Source organism: Sulfitobacter noctilucae, from assembly GCF_000622365.1.
Classification (GTDB): domain Bacteria; phylum Pseudomonadota; class Alphaproteobacteria; order Rhodobacterales; family Rhodobacteraceae; genus Sulfitobacter; species Sulfitobacter noctilucae.
Genome location: NZ_JASC01000014.1, coordinates 901,106 through 922,086, shown reverse-complemented (window position 1 = coordinate 922,086; position 20,981 = coordinate 901,106). Strand labels below are relative to the sequence as shown.

The following is a 20,981-nucleotide window of genomic DNA, read 5'->3' as shown; positions in this document are numbered from 1 at the left end:
TGTCCTGTTGAATGTCGCTCAAAGGCTTGGTCTATCCCTGTTATAACCTTCTGCGCGTCGCGGCAACAGTCTGACCGCGCCGCATTTCTTTCGCAGGGCCAATGGACCACGCGCAGCTGTTTTACTCTTCAAGTTGACCATAGGCAGGCAGTTTTTCGCATGCCGCGCGACCAATTTACCGCTTGTCTTCCTCTTTATGGTGTCTCGACATAGTCCATAGTCACCGCCGCGCTGCTCAAGGCATTTGTTCAACTGAGCCAATTGCGCAGGCTCAAGGGACTTGAGCGCCTCCGGTCCGGGAAAAAAGCTCTCTGCTGCGGCGCCATTGGCCCATAGTATGGCATGCTGTGGCAGAAGAATGTGATGGTAGGTCACTTTATTAAGATAGGGCTTCACCGATATTCCAACCGCATCACATAGTAGCTTTGCCGCAACCAGTGCTTCCTCGGTGCCGACCATGCGATTGACGATAGGGGAACGTAGCAGGACGCGGTGCTGGGGTGATAGCAACAAGCGCCTGAAAGGCATCCCCGGTCCCAGGGCATGTGCGCCCACTTCTATGGGGGCCGTATTGCCGAGGCCGGATGCCACCTGAAGTGCATGCCAGATCACCGGCTGGGGGCCGTGGTCCAGGGTGGTTACCAGATCACCGACCGTCAGATCCTCGACCGCACGCTGTCCCTGCGGCGTTTCAATAAGCGTACCTGATGCAAAGCAAACGATACGCGCATTGTCGATGCTGCGGGCCGTCATCCAGCCATACGCGTTATCTTCGACGACGGTGCCAAGGGTCACCGCCTGGATGTTCAGATTATCCAGCGGAACACCGTCGATGTTTTCATTGATAAAAGTGGCACCATTCGTCAGCTGGATCACATTGACGATGGTGTTGAGAGTGGTGCCATCCCCCAGCGATAAAGACACGTTATAGGAGGCAACGCTGTCTTGCGAAACCGTCTGCGCACCGCCGCCCAGATCATAAGTGATCTGGCTTCCAACCTGAGTGTCGTCATCATCATAGGCGATACCGTCGCCTAAGGGTTCCGTTACATCAACGATCAGCGATTGCAGCACACTGTTGCCGTGTGTGCCTGCATAGACGTCATCGTTTTCATTCGCGAAGTCGTCTTCCAAGGTATCCGCCAAAGCAAAGGTACCAATGTAAATCACGCCTATGCTTGCCATTGTCGCGCCTGCTACCGAAAAGTTACCGATAGCAATGCGCAGAAATGTCTCAACAAAACGTCAATCTTGCTCGCGAAGCAGCCCCGAGATCAGTCCTGAACGCGGGTGTAGGTGCCCTCGCCTGCGAGTATCCCGCGGAATCCGCCGGGTTCGTCCAGCGAGAATACGATGATCGGCAAGTTGTTGTCGCGCGCAAGCGCGATAGCCGAGGCGTCCATCACGCCCAAACGCTTTTGCAGCACATCATCATAGCTGACCATGTCGTAGCGTTTGGCGTCGTCGAACTTGGCCGGGTCCTTGTTATAGACCCCATCAACCTTCGTCCCTTTGAAGATCGCTTCGCAGGACATCTCGTTGGCTCGCAGGGTCGCCGCGGTATCGGTGGTGAAATACGGGTTGCCGGTGCCCGCTGCGAAAATGCAAACGCGCTTTTTCTCCAGATGACGCACGGCGCGGCGGCGGATATAGGGTTCGGCCACTTCGTTCATGGTGATCGCAGAAATCACGCGGGTATGGATGCCGAGACTTTCCAGCGAAGACTGCATGGCCAGCGCATTCATCACTGTGGCCAGCATGCCCATATAGTCGGCGGTGGTCCGCTCCATCCCTTGGGCGGAGCCTTGGAGGCCGCGAAAGATATTGCCGCCGCCGATGACCATACAAATCTCGACACCCATTTCGTGCACTGACTGCACCTCGCGGGCGATGCGTTCGACGGTGGGTGGGTGCAGCCCGAATCCCTGATCCCCCATCAACGCCTCCCCTGAAATCTTGAGCATCACACGGTTGAATGTCGACTTGGGCGCATCTGCGGACATGGAAACCCTTTCCGGCTTGGGTGTTTCATTTCGGCGCAAAATGTCTCAAATGGCGGGCATGTTCAATGCATGGCGACAGGGGTGCGGGTAGGAATGCAGATAAATGCCGAGATAACGCGCGCCCTGCGCAAGGTGCCTGCCCAGAAACCCGTGCTAATTGCGGGTCCGACGGCCAGCGGCAAATCGGCATTGGCGCTCGAGATCGCTGCGCAGCAAGGCGGCGTTATCGTCAACGCAGATGCGTCACAGGTTTATCACTGCTGGCGGGTGATCACCGCGCGTCCGACGGCGGCAGAGGAAGCACAAGCCGCTCACGCGCTTTACGGACATGTCGCGTCGACTGCGTCCTATTCCACGGGTCATTGGCTGCGCGAGGTCACAGCATTGCTGGATCAGGGTATACGTCCCATCATCACAGGTGGGACGGGGCTTTATTTCAAAGCACTGACCGAAGGTCTGGCCGAGATCCCCGCGACACCGCCCGAAGTCCGGCAAGAAGGCGACAGCCTCGAGTTGGCCGAAATGCTTGCCGCCCTCGACGAAGCGACCTTCGCGCGGATCGACACGCAGAACCGCGCACGGGTGCAGCGGGCCTGGGAGGTCATGCGTGCCACAGGACGCGGGCTGGCGCACTGGCAAGATCAGACGGCCGCCCCTGTCATGCCGCTTGAGAACTGTCATCCGGTTGTCTTTGACGTAGAAAAGGACTGGCTGAATGCGCGGATCGCCCGGCGCTTTGACTTGATGCTGGAACAGGGGGCGCTGGAAGAGGTCGCAGCACAGCGGCCTGCCTATGACCCCGCCCTACCCGCTTTTCGGGCCATTGGTGTGCCAGAGTTGGTGGACCATCTGGAAGACCGGATCAGCCTAAAAGAGGCCAAGGCCCGCGCCGTCATTGCAACGCGGCAATTTGCCAAGCGGCAACGCACCTGGATGCGCAGCAAGATGGCGGATTGGCGCAAGGTACACCTTTCGTAACTTGCCCATAAGCGACTATTCAGTTACGATTATCAGGTAACCAGTGCGCGGGCTTTACCTTTTATGACAAATTCGTCTTTTGACGCCAATACGATCACTATCCAGAGCCTTGCGCAGTTCAGCAAGGGACAGGACTGGCGATTACAGCTGGCGCATGACCGTCCTTACCATCTTCTGGTCTGGATCACCCGCGGTCAGGGCTTGGCGCTGTTGAATGGGACCCGGCGCGGGGTCGGTGCACATAACGCGCTCTTCATTCCCGCCCACAGCCTCTTTGCACTTGATCTGGGGCGTCAGACAATCGGGAATTGCCTACAACTGCCAATGGGGCTGCCGCTGCAGTTGCCCGAAATTCCGCGCCATCTGCGCATCCGCGATGTGCACGTTCAATCCGAATTGACCGGCCTGATCGAAGCCACCCAGCGCGAACAACAAAGCGCGCGCCCTTTAAGCGCTGATGCGCTGGAAGGCTACGGTATCCTGATTGCGGTCTGGTTGCGCCGCCAGATCTTGCTGGAGGAACATACGCCTGCGCGGGGCTCGGCTGGCCAACGGCTAAGCCAGCGGTTCTGTGCCATGTTGCCCGAACGTTTTGCCACGGGGGCCACGATGGCGGCCTATGCGGGGGATCTGGGCGTGACCCCCACCCATCTGACCCGCGCAGTAAAAGCGGCCACAGGCAAAACCGCCGCAGATCTACTGACCGAGCGTATATTGCACGAAGCCAGACGCCTTCTGGTGGAAACATCCGAACCTGCCCAGAACATCGCCCGACACCTCGGCTTTGGTTCCGCGGCATATTTTACCCGCTTTATGCAGCAGCACACAAATATGACCCCCAGCAAACTACGCGGCCCCTAGTCGCTGATCCGGTAAAAATACGGGCGCGAACCTTGTCGTTTTCCGACAGAAGAAATGTCGCAAATAATCTCTCAAGGGGCGGAAGCAGACATTGACCTTAACCTATATGTCGTGCCTGATGGGTCTGGGGATGCAATGCGTGCGCAAGCCGGGACCACCCGTCACCGCGCCGCACGGCTTTGAGGAGCACAATCGCAGTTCTTTTCCCGGCACCCGTTCAAGCGGGGCATACTGTCGATAAAGGCCATCGGCCTTCAATAAAAACGGCGGGAAATCCCGCCAAGCCACCAACAGGGGCAATACATGGGAATATTTATCTTACGCAGACTGGGCGTGATGCTGCTGACGGCTCTGTGCCTGACGTTCATCGTGTTCTGGCTGACCAATCTCTACCCGAATCTGGAAAAGCTCGCCAAAACGCAAGGCAACTTCCGCATGTCGGATGAAGCGGTCTCCTCCTATCTGGGCGATCGCGGCTATTTACAGCCAATGCCGGTTAAATTTGGCCAATGGCTGGGTGTTATGCCAGGCTGGGTGACCGAAAAGGACGATGGCAGGACCTTTGGCCGCTGTTTTCCCGAAGGCACACCCGAGGCGGAGCGCCCGACGCGATGTGGTGTTCTGCAAGGAGATTGGGGTTTTTCGACAGTTTTCAAGGATGATGTAGGCCCGACGGTGGCCACCCGACTGGCGTTGACAGGTAAATTGATGCTCTGCGTTTTGCTGCTCATGGTGCCCTCGGCGCTGATTGTGGGTGTGTTGGCCGGCATGCGCGAAGGGTCCAATCTGGACAGATCGCTCTCGACCTTCTCCATCGCGACCACGGCGACACCGGAGTATGTGTCGGGTGTTATCTTTATCGCGCTGTTGGCGTCCTCCAAATTCGGATTGTCACCGCTATTGGCCGAATGGGGCTGGATTGACGGCAAAACGCTGTTTCTAGGGTCGGCCACTTCGGCAATGGCAGATGCGAATTTCTGGAACTTCTTTCTGCCGGTGCTGACCATCTCGCTTTATGGCATGGGATATATCGCACGCATGACCCGCGCCTCCATGGCCGAAGTGATGACAGCCCAATACATTCGCACAGCCCGGCTGAAAGGGGTCAAGTTTTCAGACATCGTGCTCAAGCACGCCCTACGCAATGCGCTGATTGCGCCCTTTACGGTGATCATGCTGCAAATCCCGTGGCTGTTGAACGGCGTCGTGATCGTTGAGACCTTGTTCAACTACAAAGGCTTTGGGTGGCTTCTGGTACAGGCCGCGTCGAACAATGACATTGAGTTATTGCTGGCGGTTTCGGTGGTCTCGGTCGTCGTCGTTCTGGTGACACAGCTGATATCCGACATCGGTTATGTCTACCTCAACCCGCGCATTCGCATTTCATAGGGGAGCAAGGATATGGATCCTTTAACGTGGACGGGCTCCCTTTCCGGGCTCAATATTATCTTTCTGGCGGTGCTGGGACTTTTGGCGCTGACAATTGTGGTGTCAATTCTGACATCACTGGTACCGTCATCCGGCACACGCGCCGTCGGGTCAGACGGCACACTCGCCTCTGACACAGGGGCGGCCGGGTTCATATCAATGGTGCTGGGCTATCTGTTCTATGCACTGATCGCCCTTGTCCTGGTCTATCTCATTGGCGGCATCATACTTGGCACCGGAGCAGGCATTTTCGGCGGCATGGCGCGGCAATTCCTGCCGGTCTGGATCGCGCTGATCCTCACCTTCGTGCTCTCGATTACTTACAAACGGCGGCTGGGGCTTTACGGCAAGCTCTTTGACAGCACTGTGGGCATGATCGGCTTTGGCATTGTGATGTTCTGGGTATTTACTGGCGTGTTTGGCGGCGTTTTCGATATGCTGATCACCCATGACAGCCTGTCTCAGGTCTCTGGCATGAAGAACAAGCTGCCCGGCACGCCGCTACGCGGCGCTGAAGAAGGCGAGTACCAGTGGTTCCTGTTGGGCGGTGACAACCTTGCCCGCGATGTTTTTTCAAGGCTGATCAAAGGGTCGTGGGTCGTAGTGCAGATCGCGCCGATGGCCACGCTCTTTGCCTTTATGGTTGGCATCACGCTGGGCTTGCCTGCGGGATATTATGGCGGGCGGCTGGACACCGTTCTCAGCTTTCTGGCCAACCTGATCCTCGCCTTTCCGGTGATCTTGCTATTCTACCTGCTGGTGACGCCCGAGATCGTTCTTACGGGCATTCCCAACTACATGGCGATGTTCCTCTTTATCTTCCCGTTAATCTTTGTCGCGATCCTGCTCAATTCGCGCTTTTACACGCAACCGTCCTTCCGGACACCGCTGTTGATTGTGGTGCTGGGGGTTTTGGGGTGGCTCTATCTTTCCATGATCAGCAACGATGGCTCTATCGTGCAGACTGACACATATCGCATCCCCGGCTTGCCGTCCTTTCTGGACGGGTTCGACATTGATGCAGGCATCTTGGTGGTTTTTGTCTCGGTGGTTTTTGTGAACTCGCCCACGGTGTTCCGTATCGTGCGCGGCCTCGCGCTGGACATCAAGACACGCGATTATGTGGCGGCGGCGCAGACGCGCGGCGAAGGCCCGTGGTACATCATGCTGTGGGAGATCCTGCCCAACGCACGCGGACCGCTGATCGTCGATTTCTGTTTGCGGATCGGCTATACCACCATCCTCCTAGGCACCTTGGGCTTTTTCGGTCTGGGGCTGGAAAGCGAAAGCCCGGACTGGGGATCAACGATCAACGCAGGCCGGCGCTTGCTGGCGCTTTATCCGCATGCGGCGATAGCACCTGCACTGGCTTTGTTGAGCCTGGTGCTGGGGCTCAATCTGCTGGCGGATGGTTTGCGTGAGGAATCGCTACGCGACTGACGACATCGCTGTTCGGGGGCTCTGCCCCCGGACCCCCGCGGGATATAAGGCCAAAAAGAGAAAGCGCAGGACGCTTTTGATGAAGGCCTCTCCAGAAGGAGACTGAAGATGGTAAAAGAAAAATACGACGGACCAATTCTCGAGATCGACAAGCTGTCGATTTCGTTTTTTACACGGCTGCGCGAAATTCCGGCGGTGATGGATTTCTCGGCTTCCGTGATGCCGGGTGAAGCGCTGGGGTTGGTGGGCGAATCCGGTTGTGGCAAATCTACTGTGGCCTTGGGGGTGATGCAGGATCTGGGCAAGAATGGCCGCATCGTGGGCGGGTCAATCAAGTTCAAGGGCCGTGATCTGGGCGAGATGTCGGACGAGGAATTGCGCGACATTCGCGGCTCCGAGATCGCAATGATCTATCAAGAGCCGATGGCATCGCTGAACCCGGCCATGAAGATCGGCAAACAGTTGATGGAAGTGCCGATGATCCATGCCGGCATGAGCGAGAAGGACGCCTATGATCGTGCCTTGATGGTGGTGACAGACGTAAAGCTGCCCGATCCCAAGCGCATTCTGGATGCCTATCCGCATCAGTTGTCCGGTGGCCAGCAGCAGCGAATCGTGATCGCCATGGCCCTGATGAGCGAGCCTTCCTTGCTTATTCTGGATGAGCCGACAACGGCGCTTGATGTGACTGTCGAGGCGGCGGTGGTCGAGCTGGTCAAGGATCTGGGCAAGAAATACGGCACCTCGATGCTGTTTATCTCGCACAACCTCGGGCTGGTGCTGGAAACCTGCGATCGTATCTGTGTGATGTATTCCGGCGAAGCGGTGGAGCGCGGCACCATCGAGGATGTCTTCGACGAGATGCAGCACCCCTATACGCAAGCACTGTTCCGCTCGATTCCCCTGCCCGGCGCGGACAAGAACGCGCGGCCCCTGATTGCAATTCCCGGCAACTTCCCCCTGCCCCACGAGCGTCCGCCTGGCTGTAACTTCGGCCCGCGTTGCGATTATTTCGAGGCGGGACGCTGTGATCAGGGGACGATCCCCATGTTTACCATCGGCGGCGACGACCGGCACCACACCCGCTGTGTGAGATATCAGGAGATCGACTGGAACGCGCCGCTGGAACTGGCCGAGGTGAAGACGAAAGGCGAGGTTGGCGATGTTGTTTTGAAGATCGACAAACTGAAGAAATATTATCAGGTGGCCGCCAATGCGATGTTTGGTGGAGGCAGTACCAAGGTGGTCAAGGCCAACGAGGAACTGACATTCGAGGCGCGCGAAAGCGAGACACTCGCCATCGTCGGTGAATCCGGCTGCGGCAAGTCCACCTTTGCCAAGGTGCTGATGGGACTGGAAACAGCGACCGAGGGTCAGGTCTTGCTCGACAACCACGACATCGGCGATGTGCCCATCGAGGATCGCAGCACCAAGAATGTGGCGGATGTGCAGATGGTGTTCCAGAACCCCTTTGACACGCTGAACCCCTCGATGACCGTGGGACGCCAGATCATTCGGGCGCTAGAGATTTTCAAGATCGGCAAGAACGAGGCCGAGCGGAAGCAGCGCATGCTGGAACTGCTGGATCTGGTGAAATTGCCGCGTGAATTCGCGGGCCGAATGCCGCGACAGCTTTCGGGTGGCCAAAAGCAACGGGTTGGTATTGCGCGGGCCTTTGCAGGCGATGCGCGGATCGTGGTGGCGGATGAGCCGGTCTCTGCCTTGGATGTTTCCGTACAGGCGGCGGTGACGGATCTGTTGATGGAGATCCAGCGCGAACAGAAGACCACGTTGCTGTTTATCAGCCATGATCTGTCGATTGTGCGCTATTTGAGCGATCGGGTGATGGTGATGTATCTCGGCCATGTGGTGGAGCTTGGCACAACAGATCAGGTCTTCTCGCCGCCCTATCACCCCTATACCGAAGCTTTGCTGTCGGCTGTGCCGATTGCGGATACGTCGGTGAAGAAAAAGCACATCGTGCTTGAGGGCGATATTCCCTCTGCCATGAACCCACCGCCAGGGTGTCCCTTCCAGACGCGGTGCCGATGGAAGTCTGAAGTGCCGGGGAACCTGTGCGAGACAGAGGTGCCTCCCATCAGGGTCCTGGCGAACGGGCATCAGGTAAAATGCCATCTGTCGGACGAGAAATTTGCGGAGATGGAACCGGTCATCGAGGTCGGCGTGGCCGCGGAATGAAAAAAGCGCGGCCTGTTGAAGACCGCGCTCATATTCGTCCGTTGGGTCGTGATTACTTGGTCACCATATTGCCATCAATATCGACACTGCCGATGCGCTCGGCAACTTTCATGGCAAAACCATCGACCATTGCACGGTAGTAGTCATCCAGAGATGGTGGGACAGCTGCATATCCTTCAGGAATTGCGCTATCGTCCATTACGGCTTTGATATTTACCGGAAAGCTTTGACCTTCCTCACCGGTGCGTGTCTGGAACGATACTACGCCTTCCAACTCGTTGAATTCGGCTGAGTCTGGCAGCATGGTATCGCCATTCAGAGCAACCTTGCGGATGTCGACGCGCAATGTCGGGTCACCTGCGCTGTCGCTCATGGGGACCAGCTTGGCGATGGCAATCTGCACATCCTCTGCGATCTCCGGGAAAAGCTCTGCTGCGTTGGTATCTTCAGCCGCGTTGTAGGATGCGGATACGTCGATCTCAGACAGGGTTGGTGGCTCGGCTGCAAAGCTTGCGGTGCTCAGAGCCAGCAGGCTGACTGCGGCGGCGAGGGTGATCTTTTTTGTTGTATTGAACATGTGATGCTCCGTCTTTCTGTGTCTTACCGGGTGCGGATCATCCGCGCCCCTGGATTGAAAAGACAACTCAAAGCAATCGCATTAGGTTCCAGACATCTTGGAATGAGATGCAGAAAGATCGGCGCATAACCGCCCGGCCTGAATGAGAAAGGGGTCAGCGCAGTGGTTTACTGCCCTGCAATGATCCGCACATAGTTGCGCGTTTCTTTGTATGGCGGTACGCCGCCATGCTTTTGCACAGCACCCGGACCCGCGTTATAGGCCGCCAGCGCCAGCTTCCAGGTGCCGAAGGTCCGGTACTGCTGTTTGAGATAGCGCGCACCACCTTCGAGGTTCTGCTCAGGATCGGTCGGATCCACCCGCAGCAGACGCGCGGTACCGGGCATCAGTTGCGCCAGACCAATCGCGCCCGCATGGCTGACGGCTGTGTGGTTCCAGTTGCTTTCCTGCTGAACAAGACGCAAGAACAGGTCTTCCGGCACGCCATGACGCTTGGCCGCAGACCGTGCCATATTCAAAAACTTGCCTTTATAGGTGCCGCTGAATTTAGGCGTGCGCCATTTCGTGGGCGTGTCGACCTTGGGTGGCTGCAACCGGATCGAGGCGGAATATTGCTTGGACGCGCGGTTGTCCAAAAGCTTGGCCTGAGATTTGAAGATCGCCTTGCGGTTTTTGGAGGAGAGGATATCGGCTTGAGCGGTCGCCCCGCCGAAACACAACACGGCCAGCGCCATGCAGCCCGCAATCAAACCCGTTCTCAGCATAAGTCGCACGCCCTTACCCGTCAGTCTTGGTGCCTTATACCAAAGTTCACCATTTCATCCAGTCATAGATTCCAGGCCGCCCTTGCGTCTTTTTGCGCCATTGCCGCGGCATGCTTCATCTTCTTTTAACCATGCCTTGGTCATGCTTGTTTCCACAGATATAAGGCCAGCAAGCGGCTGCGCCGGATTCGCGCAGCCTGAACTGACAGATGGACGGGGGATATAATGGCCGGCTCAGTGAACAAAGTGATTATCATCGGCAATCTGGGGCGCGATCCAGAGGTGCGGTCGTTTCAGAATGGCGGCAAGGTGTGTAACCTGCGCATCGCTACCTCAGAAACCTGGAAAGACCGCAACACCGGCGAGCGGAAGGAAAAGACAGAATGGCACACAGTTGCCATCTTTAACGAAGGTCTGGTGCGCATTGCGGAACAATACCTCAAGAAGGGCTCGAAAGTGTATATCGAGGGCCAGCTTGAGACGCGTAAGTGGCAGGACCAGTCGGGACAGGATCGCTATTCCACGGAAGTGGTTCTGCGCAACTATGGCGGCACGCTGACCATGCTGGACGGACGCGATAGCGGCGGTGGCGGTAACTATGGCGGCGGCGGCGGCAATTATGGCGGCGGTGGCGGCTATGATCAGGGCCGCGACAGCGGTGGCTATGACAGCGGGCCATCAGGTGGTGGTGGTGCTGGCGGCGGATCGTCACGCGACCTGGATGACGAAATCCCGTTCTGATGACACAAAGCACGACCCGCTTACTCACAGGGGCCGATTGGTCTCAGGCGGTGTTGCTTTACAATGAACTAACAGTGGGGCCGCCGGCGGATGATCCGGCGGCCTTTGACGTGGTACTGGCCCATTCCGGCACGCAGGTCCTGGGGGCCTTTGTGGGCGATGATCTGGCCGCGATGGTCACGCTGCATCTGCTGCCGAATGTGCTGTGGCAGGGCCGCCCCTATGGTCTGATCGAAAACGTGGTCACCCGTCAGCGGTATCAGCGCCAGGGTTTTGGCAGGCGCGTGATGCAAGCGGCGATTGAGGCGGCCTGCGCGAAAAATGCCTATAAGCTTATGCTGATGACCGGACGCGCGCGCGGTGCCACAGGGTTCTACGAGGCGTTAGGCTTTAGCGGCAAAGACAAATTCGCGATGGTGTTACGGCAGGAGTGACGGGGCAAAACCCGTGGGGCATCTTACCCCATTAGCGGTCGCACAGGGCGTCATCCAGCAATCCCAGCACAGTGTCGGCTGATACGTCCGAAGTGACAAAGGCCTGACCGATCCCGCGCGCCAGCACAAAGTGCAGCTTGCCGTCCATTACCTTCTTGTCCTGCCCCATCAAAGCCAGCAGAGCCTCCGCGCTTGGCAGATCACCTTCAATGTCCCGCAAGTCCGTCTTCATGCCCATCGCCTTGAGGTGCGCCCGCACACGGCTCGGGTCTTCTTGGGCGCAAAGGCCCAACCGTGCCGAGAGTTCAAAGGCCAGCGCACAGCCGATGGCGACCCCTTCCCCATGCAGCAGACGGTCGGAATAGCCGGTCGCGGTTTCCAAGGCGTGACAAAAGGTGTGGCCTAGATTAAGCAAGGCGCGGTCGCCCTGCTCGGTCTCGTCGCGCATCACAATCTCGGCCTTCATCTCGACCGACCGACGCACGGCGGCAATGCGGGCGCTCATGTCACCTGCCGCCAATGCCGGTCCCTGTTCTTCGAGCCAGTCAAAAAATGCCGCATCGCCCAACAGACCGTATTTCACGACTTCGCCGTAGCCCGCCAGAAAATCGCGGGGGGCCAAGGTGCCCAACACTTCGGTATCGGCCAACACCAGCGCAGGCTGGTGAAAAGCGCCGATCAGGTTCTTGCCCTGACCCACATTGATGCCGGTTTTGCCACCAACGGAACTGTCCACCTGCGCCAGCAAAGAGGTCGGCATCTGCACAAAACGGACGCCACGCCGCAGAATTGCGGCGGCAAAGCCTGCCAGGTCGCCAATTACACCGCCCCCCAGGGCCACGACGATATCGCGGCGCTCGACCTCCTGATCCAGCAACCAGCTGCAACATTGCTCCAGTGCTGCCCAGCTTTTGGTCGCTTCGCCGGGGGGCAGCTCCAGTGCCGTCATCGCGATGCCCTGAGCGCTCAAACCCGCGCCTAAGGCTTCGAGATGTTCAGCAGCCACCGTGCTATCGGTGATCACTGTCACCTTCGGACGGTTCAGGAAAGGCGCGATATGTGTGCCTGCGTCGGCCAGAAGACCAGGTCCGATGCGCACCTCGTACTCACGGCCCGGTAAATCGACGGCAATCGTTTCAATCAATGGTCTGCTCCAATACATCCTGTCGGCCAAGCAACGCCTCGATCACCCGTGTCGCCATGCCTTCGATGCTTAGGGTGGCGGCACAAGGCACCATGAGGTCGGCCTTTTCGTACATGGGTACCCGTTGCGCATAAAGCGCGGTGAGCGTTGCTTTAGGATCAGCGGTGCGCAATAAGGGACGGGTTTCCTTATGTCTGACCCTGCTCCACAGCAATTCAATATCGGCGTTCAACCAGACCGACACGCCCTGCTGCGAGATGACCTTGCGGTTTTGCTCGGCCAGAAAAGCGCCGCCGCCCGTCGATAATATGCCGCGTTCTGATTTAAGCAGGCGCGTGATCACTTCGGTTTCGCGTTTGCGGAAAAACGTCTCTCCGTCGCGTTCAAAAATCTCTGGCACGCTGGCGTTGGCGGCAGCCTCGATCTCGGCGTCGCTGTCCAGAAAGGGCACACCCAACCGCGCTGCAACCGCACGGCCAACTGCCGTTTTGCCCGCGCCCATCATCCCGACCATGACAACCGTCTTCTTCAATCTGAAGGCAGAGGATGACGTTCCGGCATCGGCCATGCTTTGCTTAATTCCGCTCATTTGTATTTGAATGACGTGATCTTGACCAAAAGGCCATATATAGATTGCACAAATCGGGCATAAAGAAACGGGCGTATTGAATGGGTCGACTGATCAAGTTTTTGTTTTTACTTCTAATTCTGGGGTTTATTGCGCTTGTTGCCTTCGCTTATGCAGGTCCGTTTTTCGGGGTGCAGTTTGCTCCCGCCCAGGTAGAAACAAGACAGCCCGTGACCCTGGGCGCCGATTGAGTGCGCAGCGTTAGACGGCATATCGGCGCAAGTCTGCTTTTTGCAGGCGCACTTTGGCCGATTGCGTCATCGGCGCAAGACCAGACACCCCTCTCCGTGATCGATTGGTTGGGCACGCGGGTGCCGAACGTTCAGCAGGTGCCGGCTGCCCTGCCCCTCCCAAAAGAACCACCCGTTGCGCAAACCGCTGTGGCACCTGCTGTGAATGTCGAGCCGCTTTCTGAAGGGGGGCCACGGGTCATCGGCCTGGTGCCGTCTCGGATCACCGGGCTGCCTGCTGACTTATGGGTGGGCAGTGACCTGAGCACGGTCACCGCTTTGCTGGATAAAGTCCCGGATTTGCAGCTGCCCGCTGCGCAATCGTTGCTTTACACCGTGCTTCTGGCCGAATCTTTTGCACCCGGCAACAGCACAGATGCAGGTAATCAGCTGGCCCTTGCGCGGGTCGAAAAACTGGTGGCCCAAGGGGCGCTGGACCCGGCGCAGTCGTTGATCGAACAGGCTGGGGTGACGTTGTCGCCTGCGCATTTCGAGTTATGGATGCAGATCAGCCTGCTGTCGGGCACCGAAGATCGCGCCTGCTCCGTGCTCGCCGCGACCCCGCATTTATCGCGCAATTACGCCAACGACATCTTTTGCGATGCACGGGCGCAGAATTGGCCTGATGCGACTTTGACCTTGGGCACGGCACGAGCCTTGGGTCTTCTCCCCGAAGCGCAACTAGCACTTTTTGATCGGTTTCTCGACCCCGAGGCCTCCGATATGCTGCCGCCCTTGGTGCCCCCGCGGCAGATGGATCCCCTAAGTTTTCGGATGTTTGAAGCAATCGGGGATCCCGTCCCCACCAGCACCCTGCCCCGCGCATATGCGGTGGCCGATCTGCGTGATGTGGCCGGATGGAAAGCACAATTGGAGGCGGCCGAGCGGCTAACGCTTGCGGGGGCATTGCCCGACAACCGCTTGCTGGGGCTGTATACCGAACGCAGGGCTGCCGCATCCGGCGGGATCTGGGATCGCGTCGCGGCGTTGCAACGGTTTGAAACGGCCCTGGAGACCCGCAGCGCCGAGGCCGTGGCGAAAACTTTGCCGCCGCTTTGGACCGCCATGGGCGAAGCGGGACTAGAGGTGACGTTTGCCACGCTTTTCGCGGACAGACTTACAGGTTTTGATCTGACCGGCTCCGCCAAGCGTATCCAACACATCATTGCTCTGTTGTCCCCGAACTACGAAGCCGCCGCTTCAAGCACCCAGAACAAAAGTTTCGCTGTGCAGATTGCTGCGGGCGACATCGTCGGCGTCGCACCGTCCGATCCAACAGAAGCCGCGATTCACGCCGGTTTCACCAATGCCCTCCCTCGCGCTGATTTGCTTGATATGGTCAAACAGGGTCGTCTGGGCGAAAGCATTCTGCACAGCCTGATCTTGCTGCACAAAGGCGCAGGCGGCAGCGCCAATGCGCTCAGTGAAGGACTGGCGACCCTGCGGGCCCTCGGGCTCGAGGACAGCGCGCGCCGTGCCGCCTTGCAAATCCTGCTGCTGGAGCGCCGCTGATGCCGACCGCTACATTCCACTGGATATCGCGCTTTCTGGAAGCGCAGGCTGCCGAACTGGGGGCCGCAACCAATACCCAGCTTGCCTATGGCCGCGATCTTAAGGATTTCGACAGCTATCTGGCCCGCGCAGGCCGCGATTTTGGCGATGCGGGCCGCTCTGACGTGGAGAACTATCTGGTCCACTGCGATGCGCAGGGGCTGGCCAAATCCACCCGCGCGCGGCGGTTGTCCGCGATCAAACAGCTCTACCGCTTTGCGTTCGAAGAGGGATTGCGCAGTGACAATCCTGCCATCCAGATTTCCGGCCCCGGCCAGGACAAACGCCTGCCCAAGATACTAAGCGAGACCGAGGTGGACCGCCTGTTGGACGCTGCCCATGCCTCGGGCCGCAGCCTGTCTGACCAGCTGCGCAACGGATGTCTGATGGAGTTGCTCTATGCCACGGGCATGCGGGTGACCGAATTGGTCAGCCTCCCTGTATCTGCCACGCGCGGCGATCCGCGCTTGCTGTTGATCATGGGCAAAGGCGGCAAGGAGCGTATGGTGCCGCTGTCACCGCCAGCGCGCGAGGCACTCAGCGCTTGGTTGACCCAGCGCGACATTGAAGACGAAGCGGCGCGGCTGAAGAAAAAGCCGCTTTCGCGGTTCCTGTTCCCGTCCCGTGGTGCGGCGGGCCATTTGACCCGACACAGGTTCTATCTGTTGATCAAGGAATTCGCCGTGGCCGCGGGTGTCGACCCCGGCAAGGTCACACCACATACACTGCGCCACGCCTTCGCCACACATTTGCTGGCCAACGGCGCTGACCTGCGGGCGATCCAGACGATGCTGGGCCACGCGGACGTGGCCACAACCGAGATTTACACGCATGTACTAGAAGAACGCTTGTCTGAGCTGGTGTTAGAACGTCATCCGCTGGCCGAGGGACGCTCGCAAGCACCATCGGGTGAGCCTTCACCGGACGATCAATAGCCGCAAGCAGGGCCGTGCGTTCAAGGTTCGCAGTCGCCATCCGCACGTCCAAATCATGTTGTTTCACCCGTTTCTCGCCCTGTTCTTGCCGCAGGAACCCTTGACGCAGCCCGCTGCACCCCCATAACCACCTTCAGACCTTAACACATGGACACAAGACCCGATGGAACCCTCCACCGCGCTGATCGACAGTGCATTCTGGTTCAGCGCAGGCACTATTCTGCTGCTGCTGATCCTCTCCGGCTTTTTCTCCGGCTCCGAAACAGCACTGACTGCCGCTTCGCGGGGCAAACTGCGCACGCAAGCCGATAAAGGCAGCAAAGGCGCGGAGCGGGCGTTGCACATCACCGAAGACAACGAGCGGCTGATCGGTTCTGTCCTGTTGGGCAACAACCTCGTGAACATTCTGGCGACATCTTTGGCCACGGCCCTTTTCACACGGATGTTCGGCGAAAGCGGCGTGGCTTTGGCGACCTTGGTGATGACGGGCCTCGTGCTGGTCTTTGCCGAGGTTTTGCCCAAGACCTATGCGATCACCAACTCGGAGCGTGCCGCAGCACTTGTCTCGCGTCCGATCAGTATCGTCGTGTTGGTCTTTGCGCCAGTCGTATCCGCTGTCCGGTTCTTCGTGCGCGGCGTGCTGCGTGTGCTCGGCGTGGCTGTGGACCCCGACAGCAACATTCTGGCCGTCCGCGAGGAAATCGCCGGCGCTTTGCAACTGGGCCATTCCGAAGGTGTCGTCGAAAAAGAAGACCGCGACCGCATTCTCGGTGCGCTTGATTTGCGTGAACGTGTGGTCGAGGAAATCATGCTGCACCGTTCGGGCATCGAGATGATCGACGCGGGCAGCGATCCATCGGAAATTCTGGACCAATGCCTGCAATCCAATCACACACGACTGCCGGTCTATCGCGACGACCCCGAAAATATCATCGGCGTGATCCACGCCAAAGACCTCCTACGCGCCATGTACAAGCTGATCGGCGGACCCGAAGGCGATGCCGCAGCGCTCAAAAACTTCGATGTCGCCACCGTGGCGATGAAGCCCTACTTCGTGCCCGAAACCTCGACACTGGACGAACAAATGCGCCAGTTCCTGCGCCGACGCACTCATTTTGCGCTGGTGGTGGATGAATATGGCTCGCTGCAAGGGCTCATCACGCTTGAGGATATTCTTGAGGAGATTGTGGGCGAGATCACCGATGAATTTGATCCCGACGCGGACCACCCGCTGGCACCGGGCGAGGACGGGCATTACTATGTCGATGGTGCGATGACGATCCGCGATCTGAACCGCGCGACCGAATGGTCCCTGCCCGATGACGAGGCGAATACATTGGCGGGTCTGGTCATCCATGACGCCCAAATGATCCCGACACCGGGTCAGGTGTTCAGCTTTCATGGCTTCCGGTTCGAGGTCACGGCACGGGATGGCAACCGCATCACCCAGATTAAAATCAAACCTTTGTAACTGCGCTTCCGCGATAAGACGGATTTTTGCAGACGTGTTAAACCTTGGGAAAGGGCTTCAGCCTTATTGATTGATGCAGGCTTCGCTGCCGTATCACGAGGTAAGGAATGCGGTTTGACCGGACGGACGATATATAGGCTTATCTGCCTGCTTTTCTGCCTTTGGCCATGCAGGCGCAAGCGACCTGCATAGCGCTGGCACAGGTCGTTCAAACCGCGACAACCGGTTTCCCTGAAGACCGCGCCGCCCACCCTGAAACGCTTCAAGCCATCACGACAACGGTCAATGACATCAACAACGACGCCATGCTTCGTATTTTGCGTGGCGGGGGTAAGGCCGCGTCCTTTGGCGATGTGCGTAACTTTCTGACCCAACTTGCATTCCTGTCGCAAAACCCGCCTGAGGCAGGTGCCGTCCTGACCGATGACATGCGCGACGGTTTGGCGTTGACCCGTTCGATCATCACAGAGGTTTGCCAAGCGGCCGACGCAGCATCCGGACCGGATAATATGTCGCCGGCAGGCGTTGACAGCGACAGCTCTGGCGAAGGCATCTTTGAAACAGTGGCAGACCGGACAGGAAAAAGGTCGACCGACTGGGCCGCACAACCGCCGGATAAGATCGAGAGCCTTTTGCAGGCAGCCAAGAAAGACCAAAGTGTCGGCGTATTAGCAGCGGTTCTGCTTGGGCTGGCGTCATCCATCGTGCTCAGCTTTGCGCTGCGCTTTGGCCTGCTCTTCATCCAGGTTGCACAGCGCGGGCGTCAGACTTGCAGCGTTCCGGCCAAGTTGACCTGTATGTTCGAGAGCATACCGGGGAAGATCACTGTGCTTGGCTGTTATGGTTTCAAATTTGCGCCCGAAAACCGCACAGAAGATGCCTTCCCCCAAGGGCTGTCGACGGGCACCTACGGACAGATTTTGATCGGGCGCGATACGTTCGATATCAAACTGGGGTCATCGGGCGATGCCGTGTGGAGCATTCTCTTTATCGACCCATTGAGACGGTCGCAGGTCAACAGACTTCTCGCTGGATCGCAGGAACGGCCCCGCTTGGACTTTTCAGTTCTGACGTCGGACAAAGACAACCGCCGAGCCTTTAGGAACTACGCCACCGGCGGACCATAGACATCACGCCCGCAAGCGTAAGCCTTCGGGATCAAAGGGCGGCTCTGCCAGAATTGTAGCGCGGTGCGGTCGGCCCAGCACCATGACCTCAACTTCATCTCCCGCAGCGCCATTGGCGACAAACCCGAGTGCCAGGGATTTACCCACACTATAACCGTAAGCCCCTGAAGTGACGCGCCCGATGCCGGTGCCGTCTTTGAATATTGGCTCTCCCCCGGTTGCATCCGCATGCGATGCTTCGGTCTGTGCGTGGTCAAGCGCCAGTACCACAAGATGCTCCCGTGGGTCTTTCGCGAGCGTTGTTGTCACGGCGTCCTTGTTCAGGAAATCCTTGTCCATCTTGCACAGACGCTCCAGCCCCACCTCCTGCGGCCAATACTCGGGGCTGTATTCGCGGCTCCAGGAGCCATAGCCCTTTTCGATCCTGAGCGACATTAGCGCTCGGGCACCTACCGGACCAGCCCCGACCAGCGCGCCCTGCGCGATAAGCGCCGCGAAGAGCCGCGCTTGATCTTCTGCCGCGCAATGCAATTCCCACCCCAGATCGCCCGTGAAACTGACCCGCAGTGCTAGACACCGCACGCCTGCAATCTCGATCCACTGCGAGCGCATGAACGGAAAATCCGCCGTGGCCAGTGATGCATTGGTCATGCCCTGCAACAAGCTACGCGATTTCGGCCCGGCTACGTTAAAGCCGCACATGCTCTCTGTCTTGCTCTCGAACGTGGTACCGGAGGGCAGCGGGACAGCCCGGAAGAACCGCTGGTGATAGCGCTCGGCCATGCCTGAGCCGATGATGAAAAACTCATCATCGCTCGTCCGCGTTACAGTGAAATCCCCTGCGATCCCGCCGCGTACGCCGATCAAAGGAGTCAGGCAGGATCGCCCCACGGCGCGGGGCATGTGGTTGGCGAAGACCGCGTTCAGCCAATCTTCTGCCCCCGGTCCGGCACAGCGGTATTTGGCAAAGTTCGAGATGTCGATGATACCCGCATCCTCACGCAGCATCTTGCATTCCGCGCCCACCTGGTCCCACCAGCCCTGACGGGTGAAGCCGTGTGTTTCGTCCTCTGATCCGACTGGAAAGCCATAGTACAGCGGATGTTCCCAACCGTAGTTCAGACCAAAGACCGCGCCCAGATCGCGCTGGGCGTCATAGGCAGGACGTTTGCGCATCGAGCGTCCGGCGCTGCGTTCTTCATTGGGGAAGTTGATCTTGAAACGGTTGCCGTATTGGTCGCCGACGCGAGCCTTGGTAAAGGCCGCATCCGCCCAATCGCCGAACCGCGCCACATCCCAGGCGAACATGTCATAGCGGCTTTCCCCCGTGACGATCCAATCGGCGGCCAGCAACCCCATGCCGCCCGATTGCGAAAACCCCGGAATGATCCCGTTGCAGCAAAAGTAGTTCGACAACTCCGGCACCGGACCAAAAAGAACATTCGAATCCGGCGACCAGATCATCGGTCCGTTGATCACCCGCTTGATGCCCGCCGCGCCCACCGCCGGCACACGGTCGATGGCACGCATCATATTGTCCTCGATCCGCTCCAGATCATCGGCGAAAAGCTCATGGCCAAAGCCCTGCGGTGTGCCGTCCTCGGCCCAGAACTTGAGCTGCTTTTCATAGGCCCCGACCAAGAGCCCTTTCCCCTCTTGCCGCAGGTAATATTCGCCGTCGCGGTCCGCCACGGAGGGCAAGCGCCGGTCCATGCCGTCTATCTCGGCAATCGTTTCGGTCACGAAATACTGGTGTTCGGTGGGTTGCAATGGCAGCTTCAGCCCCGCCAGCGCGGCAACCTCACGGCCCCACAGGCCCGCGGCATTCACAACCCAGTCGCAAGCGATATCACCCTTTTCGGTGCGCACTATCCAAGTGCCATCGGGCTGTTGTTCGGTTCTGGTGACGGGGCAAAACCGGATAATCTCGGCCCCGTTTTGCCGCGCCCCCGCAGCATAGGCATTGGTCACACCGGAGGGGTCCACATTGCCGCCATTCTCTTCAAACATGATGCAGCGGATGCCATCGTAATCGACCAGCGGATGCAGCGCTTCGGCCTCGGCCCGGCTGACTTCACGAAACGGCAGGCCGTAGTATTTTGCCTTGGCCGCTTGTAGGCGCAATTGGTGCTCCCGCGCTTCGGTCTGGGCCAGATACAGGCTGCCGGGCTGGAACACGCCGCAGCTTTGCCCCGTCTCGGCCTCCAGACTGTTATACAGGTCCATCGTGTAATTCTGGATACGGGTGATGTTGTTGTTGTCGTGCAGCCCGTGAATATTGGCCGCAGCATGCCAGGTAGAGCCGGACGTCAGTTCGGAGCGCTCAAGCAGCACAACATCCATCCAACCCATCTTTGTCAGATGATAAAGGATCGAACAGCCAATAACGCCGCCTCCGATTACAACAGCTTGGGCATGGGTGCGCATAGACGGCTTTCCGGACGTTGGTTTCCCTTATCGCCCACCCTGT

General features: G+C 58.5%; 18 protein-coding genes. 11 read left to right on the top strand and 7 right to left on the bottom strand.

Annotated features, from left to right (window positions below):
* Positions 1–18: 18 nt before the first annotated feature.
* Positions 19–1,185 carry a Hint domain-containing protein gene (locus Z945_RS20125; protein WP_025052840.1) on the bottom strand — a complete coding sequence of 389 codons (1,167 nt, stop codon included), beginning with the start codon at positions 1,183–1,185 and terminating at the stop codon, positions 19–21.
* An 89-nt stretch (positions 1,186–1,274) separates the two neighbouring features.
* On the bottom strand, positions 1,275–2,003 hold the full coding sequence (gene pyrH / locus Z945_RS0114580; protein WP_025052839.1) for a UMP kinase: 729 nt from the start codon (positions 2,001–2,003) through the stop codon (positions 1,275–1,277).
* 93 nt (positions 2,004–2,096) lie between these two features.
* Between pyrH and miaA the strand changes: the two genes are divergently transcribed.
* From miaA to Z945_RS0114555, 5 genes are all read left to right on the top strand, one after another.
* Positions 2,097–2,981 (top strand): tRNA (adenosine(37)-N6)-dimethylallyltransferase MiaA, encoded by an 885-nt coding sequence (miaA, locus tag Z945_RS0114575; RefSeq protein ID WP_025052838.1) that lies wholly within the window; start codon positions 2,097–2,099, stop codon positions 2,979–2,981.
* 63 nt (positions 2,982–3,044) lie between these two features.
* Positions 3,045–3,842: a helix-turn-helix domain-containing protein gene (locus Z945_RS0114570; RefSeq protein ID WP_025052837.1), complete on the top strand. Its 798-nt coding sequence runs from the start codon at positions 3,045–3,047 to the stop codon at positions 3,840–3,842.
* A gap of 303 nt (positions 3,843–4,145) precedes the next feature.
* The gene (locus Z945_RS0114565; protein WP_025052836.1) at positions 4,146–5,231 is read left to right on the top strand and encodes an ABC transporter permease; all 1,086 of its coding nucleotides are present in this window, start codon (positions 4,146–4,148) and stop codon (positions 5,229–5,231) included.
* Positions 5,232–5,243: 12 nt separating this feature from the next.
* Complete coding sequence (locus Z945_RS0114560) at positions 5,244–6,710, top strand: ABC transporter permease (RefSeq protein WP_025052835.1); 1,467 nt, start codon at positions 5,244–5,246, stop codon at positions 6,708–6,710.
* A 108-nt stretch (positions 6,711–6,818) separates the two neighbouring features.
* The gene (locus Z945_RS0114555) at positions 6,819–8,909 is read left to right on the top strand and encodes a dipeptide ABC transporter ATP-binding protein (RefSeq protein WP_025052834.1); all 2,091 of its coding nucleotides are present in this window, start codon (positions 6,819–6,821) and stop codon (positions 8,907–8,909) included.
* Between the two features lie 52 nt (positions 8,910–8,961).
* Here the strand turns inward: Z945_RS0114555 and Z945_RS0114550 are convergent, their stop codons facing one another.
* Both Z945_RS0114550 and Z945_RS0114545 read right to left on the bottom strand, forming a co-directional pair.
* Complete coding sequence (locus Z945_RS0114550) at positions 8,962–9,486, bottom strand: hypothetical protein (protein WP_025052833.1); 525 nt, start codon at positions 9,484–9,486, stop codon at positions 8,962–8,964.
* Positions 9,487–9,653: 167 nt separating this feature from the next.
* Positions 9,654–10,250 carry a lytic transglycosylase domain-containing protein gene (locus Z945_RS0114545; protein WP_025052832.1) on the bottom strand — a complete coding sequence of 199 codons (597 nt, stop codon included), beginning with the start codon at positions 10,248–10,250 and terminating at the stop codon, positions 9,654–9,656.
* Positions 10,251–10,475: 225 nt separating this feature from the next.
* On the opposite strand from Z945_RS0114545, the gene ssb reads away from it, so the two are divergent.
* Both ssb and Z945_RS0114535 read left to right on the top strand, forming a co-directional pair.
* A complete protein-coding gene (ssb, locus tag Z945_RS0114540) occupies positions 10,476–10,991 on the top strand; it encodes a single-stranded DNA-binding protein (protein ID WP_025052831.1) in 516 nt (171 codons plus the stop codon).
* Positions 10,991–11,425 carry a GNAT family N-acetyltransferase gene (locus Z945_RS0114535; protein WP_025052830.1) on the top strand — a complete coding sequence of 145 codons (435 nt, stop codon included), beginning with the start codon at positions 10,991–10,993 and terminating at the stop codon, positions 11,423–11,425. The genes ssb and Z945_RS0114535 overlap by 1 nt, the downstream gene beginning before the upstream one ends.
* A gap of 31 nt (positions 11,426–11,456) precedes the next feature.
* Here the strand turns inward: Z945_RS0114535 and aroB are convergent, their stop codons facing one another.
* On the bottom strand, positions 11,457–12,587 hold the full coding sequence (gene aroB / locus Z945_RS0114530) for a 3-dehydroquinate synthase (protein ID WP_420911461.1): 1,131 nt from the start codon (positions 12,585–12,587) through the stop codon (positions 11,457–11,459).
* The gene (locus Z945_RS0114525; protein ID WP_025052828.1) at positions 12,562–13,158 is read right to left on the bottom strand and encodes a shikimate kinase; all 597 of its coding nucleotides are present in this window, start codon (positions 13,156–13,158) and stop codon (positions 12,562–12,564) included. The genes aroB and Z945_RS0114525 overlap by 26 nt, the downstream gene beginning before the upstream one ends.
* A 230-nt stretch (positions 13,159–13,388) precedes the next feature.
* On the opposite strand from Z945_RS0114525, the gene Z945_RS0114515 reads away from it, so the two are divergent.
* The 4 genes from Z945_RS0114515 (at position 13,389) to Z945_RS0114500 (ending at position 18,511) form a co-directional block, all read left to right on the top strand.
* Positions 13,389–14,939, top strand: a complete 1,551-nt coding sequence (locus tag Z945_RS0114515) for a hypothetical protein (protein ID WP_025052827.1) — start codon at positions 13,389–13,391, stop codon at positions 14,937–14,939.
* On the top strand, positions 14,939–15,913 hold the full coding sequence (locus Z945_RS0114510) for a site-specific tyrosine recombinase XerD (protein ID WP_025052826.1): 975 nt from the start codon (positions 14,939–14,941) through the stop codon (positions 15,911–15,913). Before Z945_RS0114515 ends, Z945_RS0114510 begins: the two co-directional genes overlap by 1 nt.
* A 163-nt stretch (positions 15,914–16,076) precedes the next feature.
* On the top strand, positions 16,077–17,384 hold the full coding sequence (locus tag Z945_RS0114505) for an HlyC/CorC family transporter (RefSeq protein ID WP_025052825.1): 1,308 nt from the start codon (positions 16,077–16,079) through the stop codon (positions 17,382–17,384).
* Between the two features lie 167 nt (positions 17,385–17,551).
* Positions 17,552–18,511 carry a hypothetical protein gene (locus Z945_RS0114500; RefSeq protein WP_025052824.1) on the top strand — a complete coding sequence of 320 codons (960 nt, stop codon included), beginning with the start codon at positions 17,552–17,554 and terminating at the stop codon, positions 18,509–18,511.
* Between the two features lie 3 nt (positions 18,512–18,514).
* On the opposite strand, the gene Z945_RS0114495 is transcribed toward Z945_RS0114500, so the two are convergent.
* The gene (locus tag Z945_RS0114495; protein WP_025052823.1) at positions 18,515–20,938 is read right to left on the bottom strand and encodes a GcvT family protein; all 2,424 of its coding nucleotides are present in this window, start codon (positions 20,936–20,938) and stop codon (positions 18,515–18,517) included.
* Between the last annotated feature and the right edge of the window lie 43 nt (positions 20,939–20,981).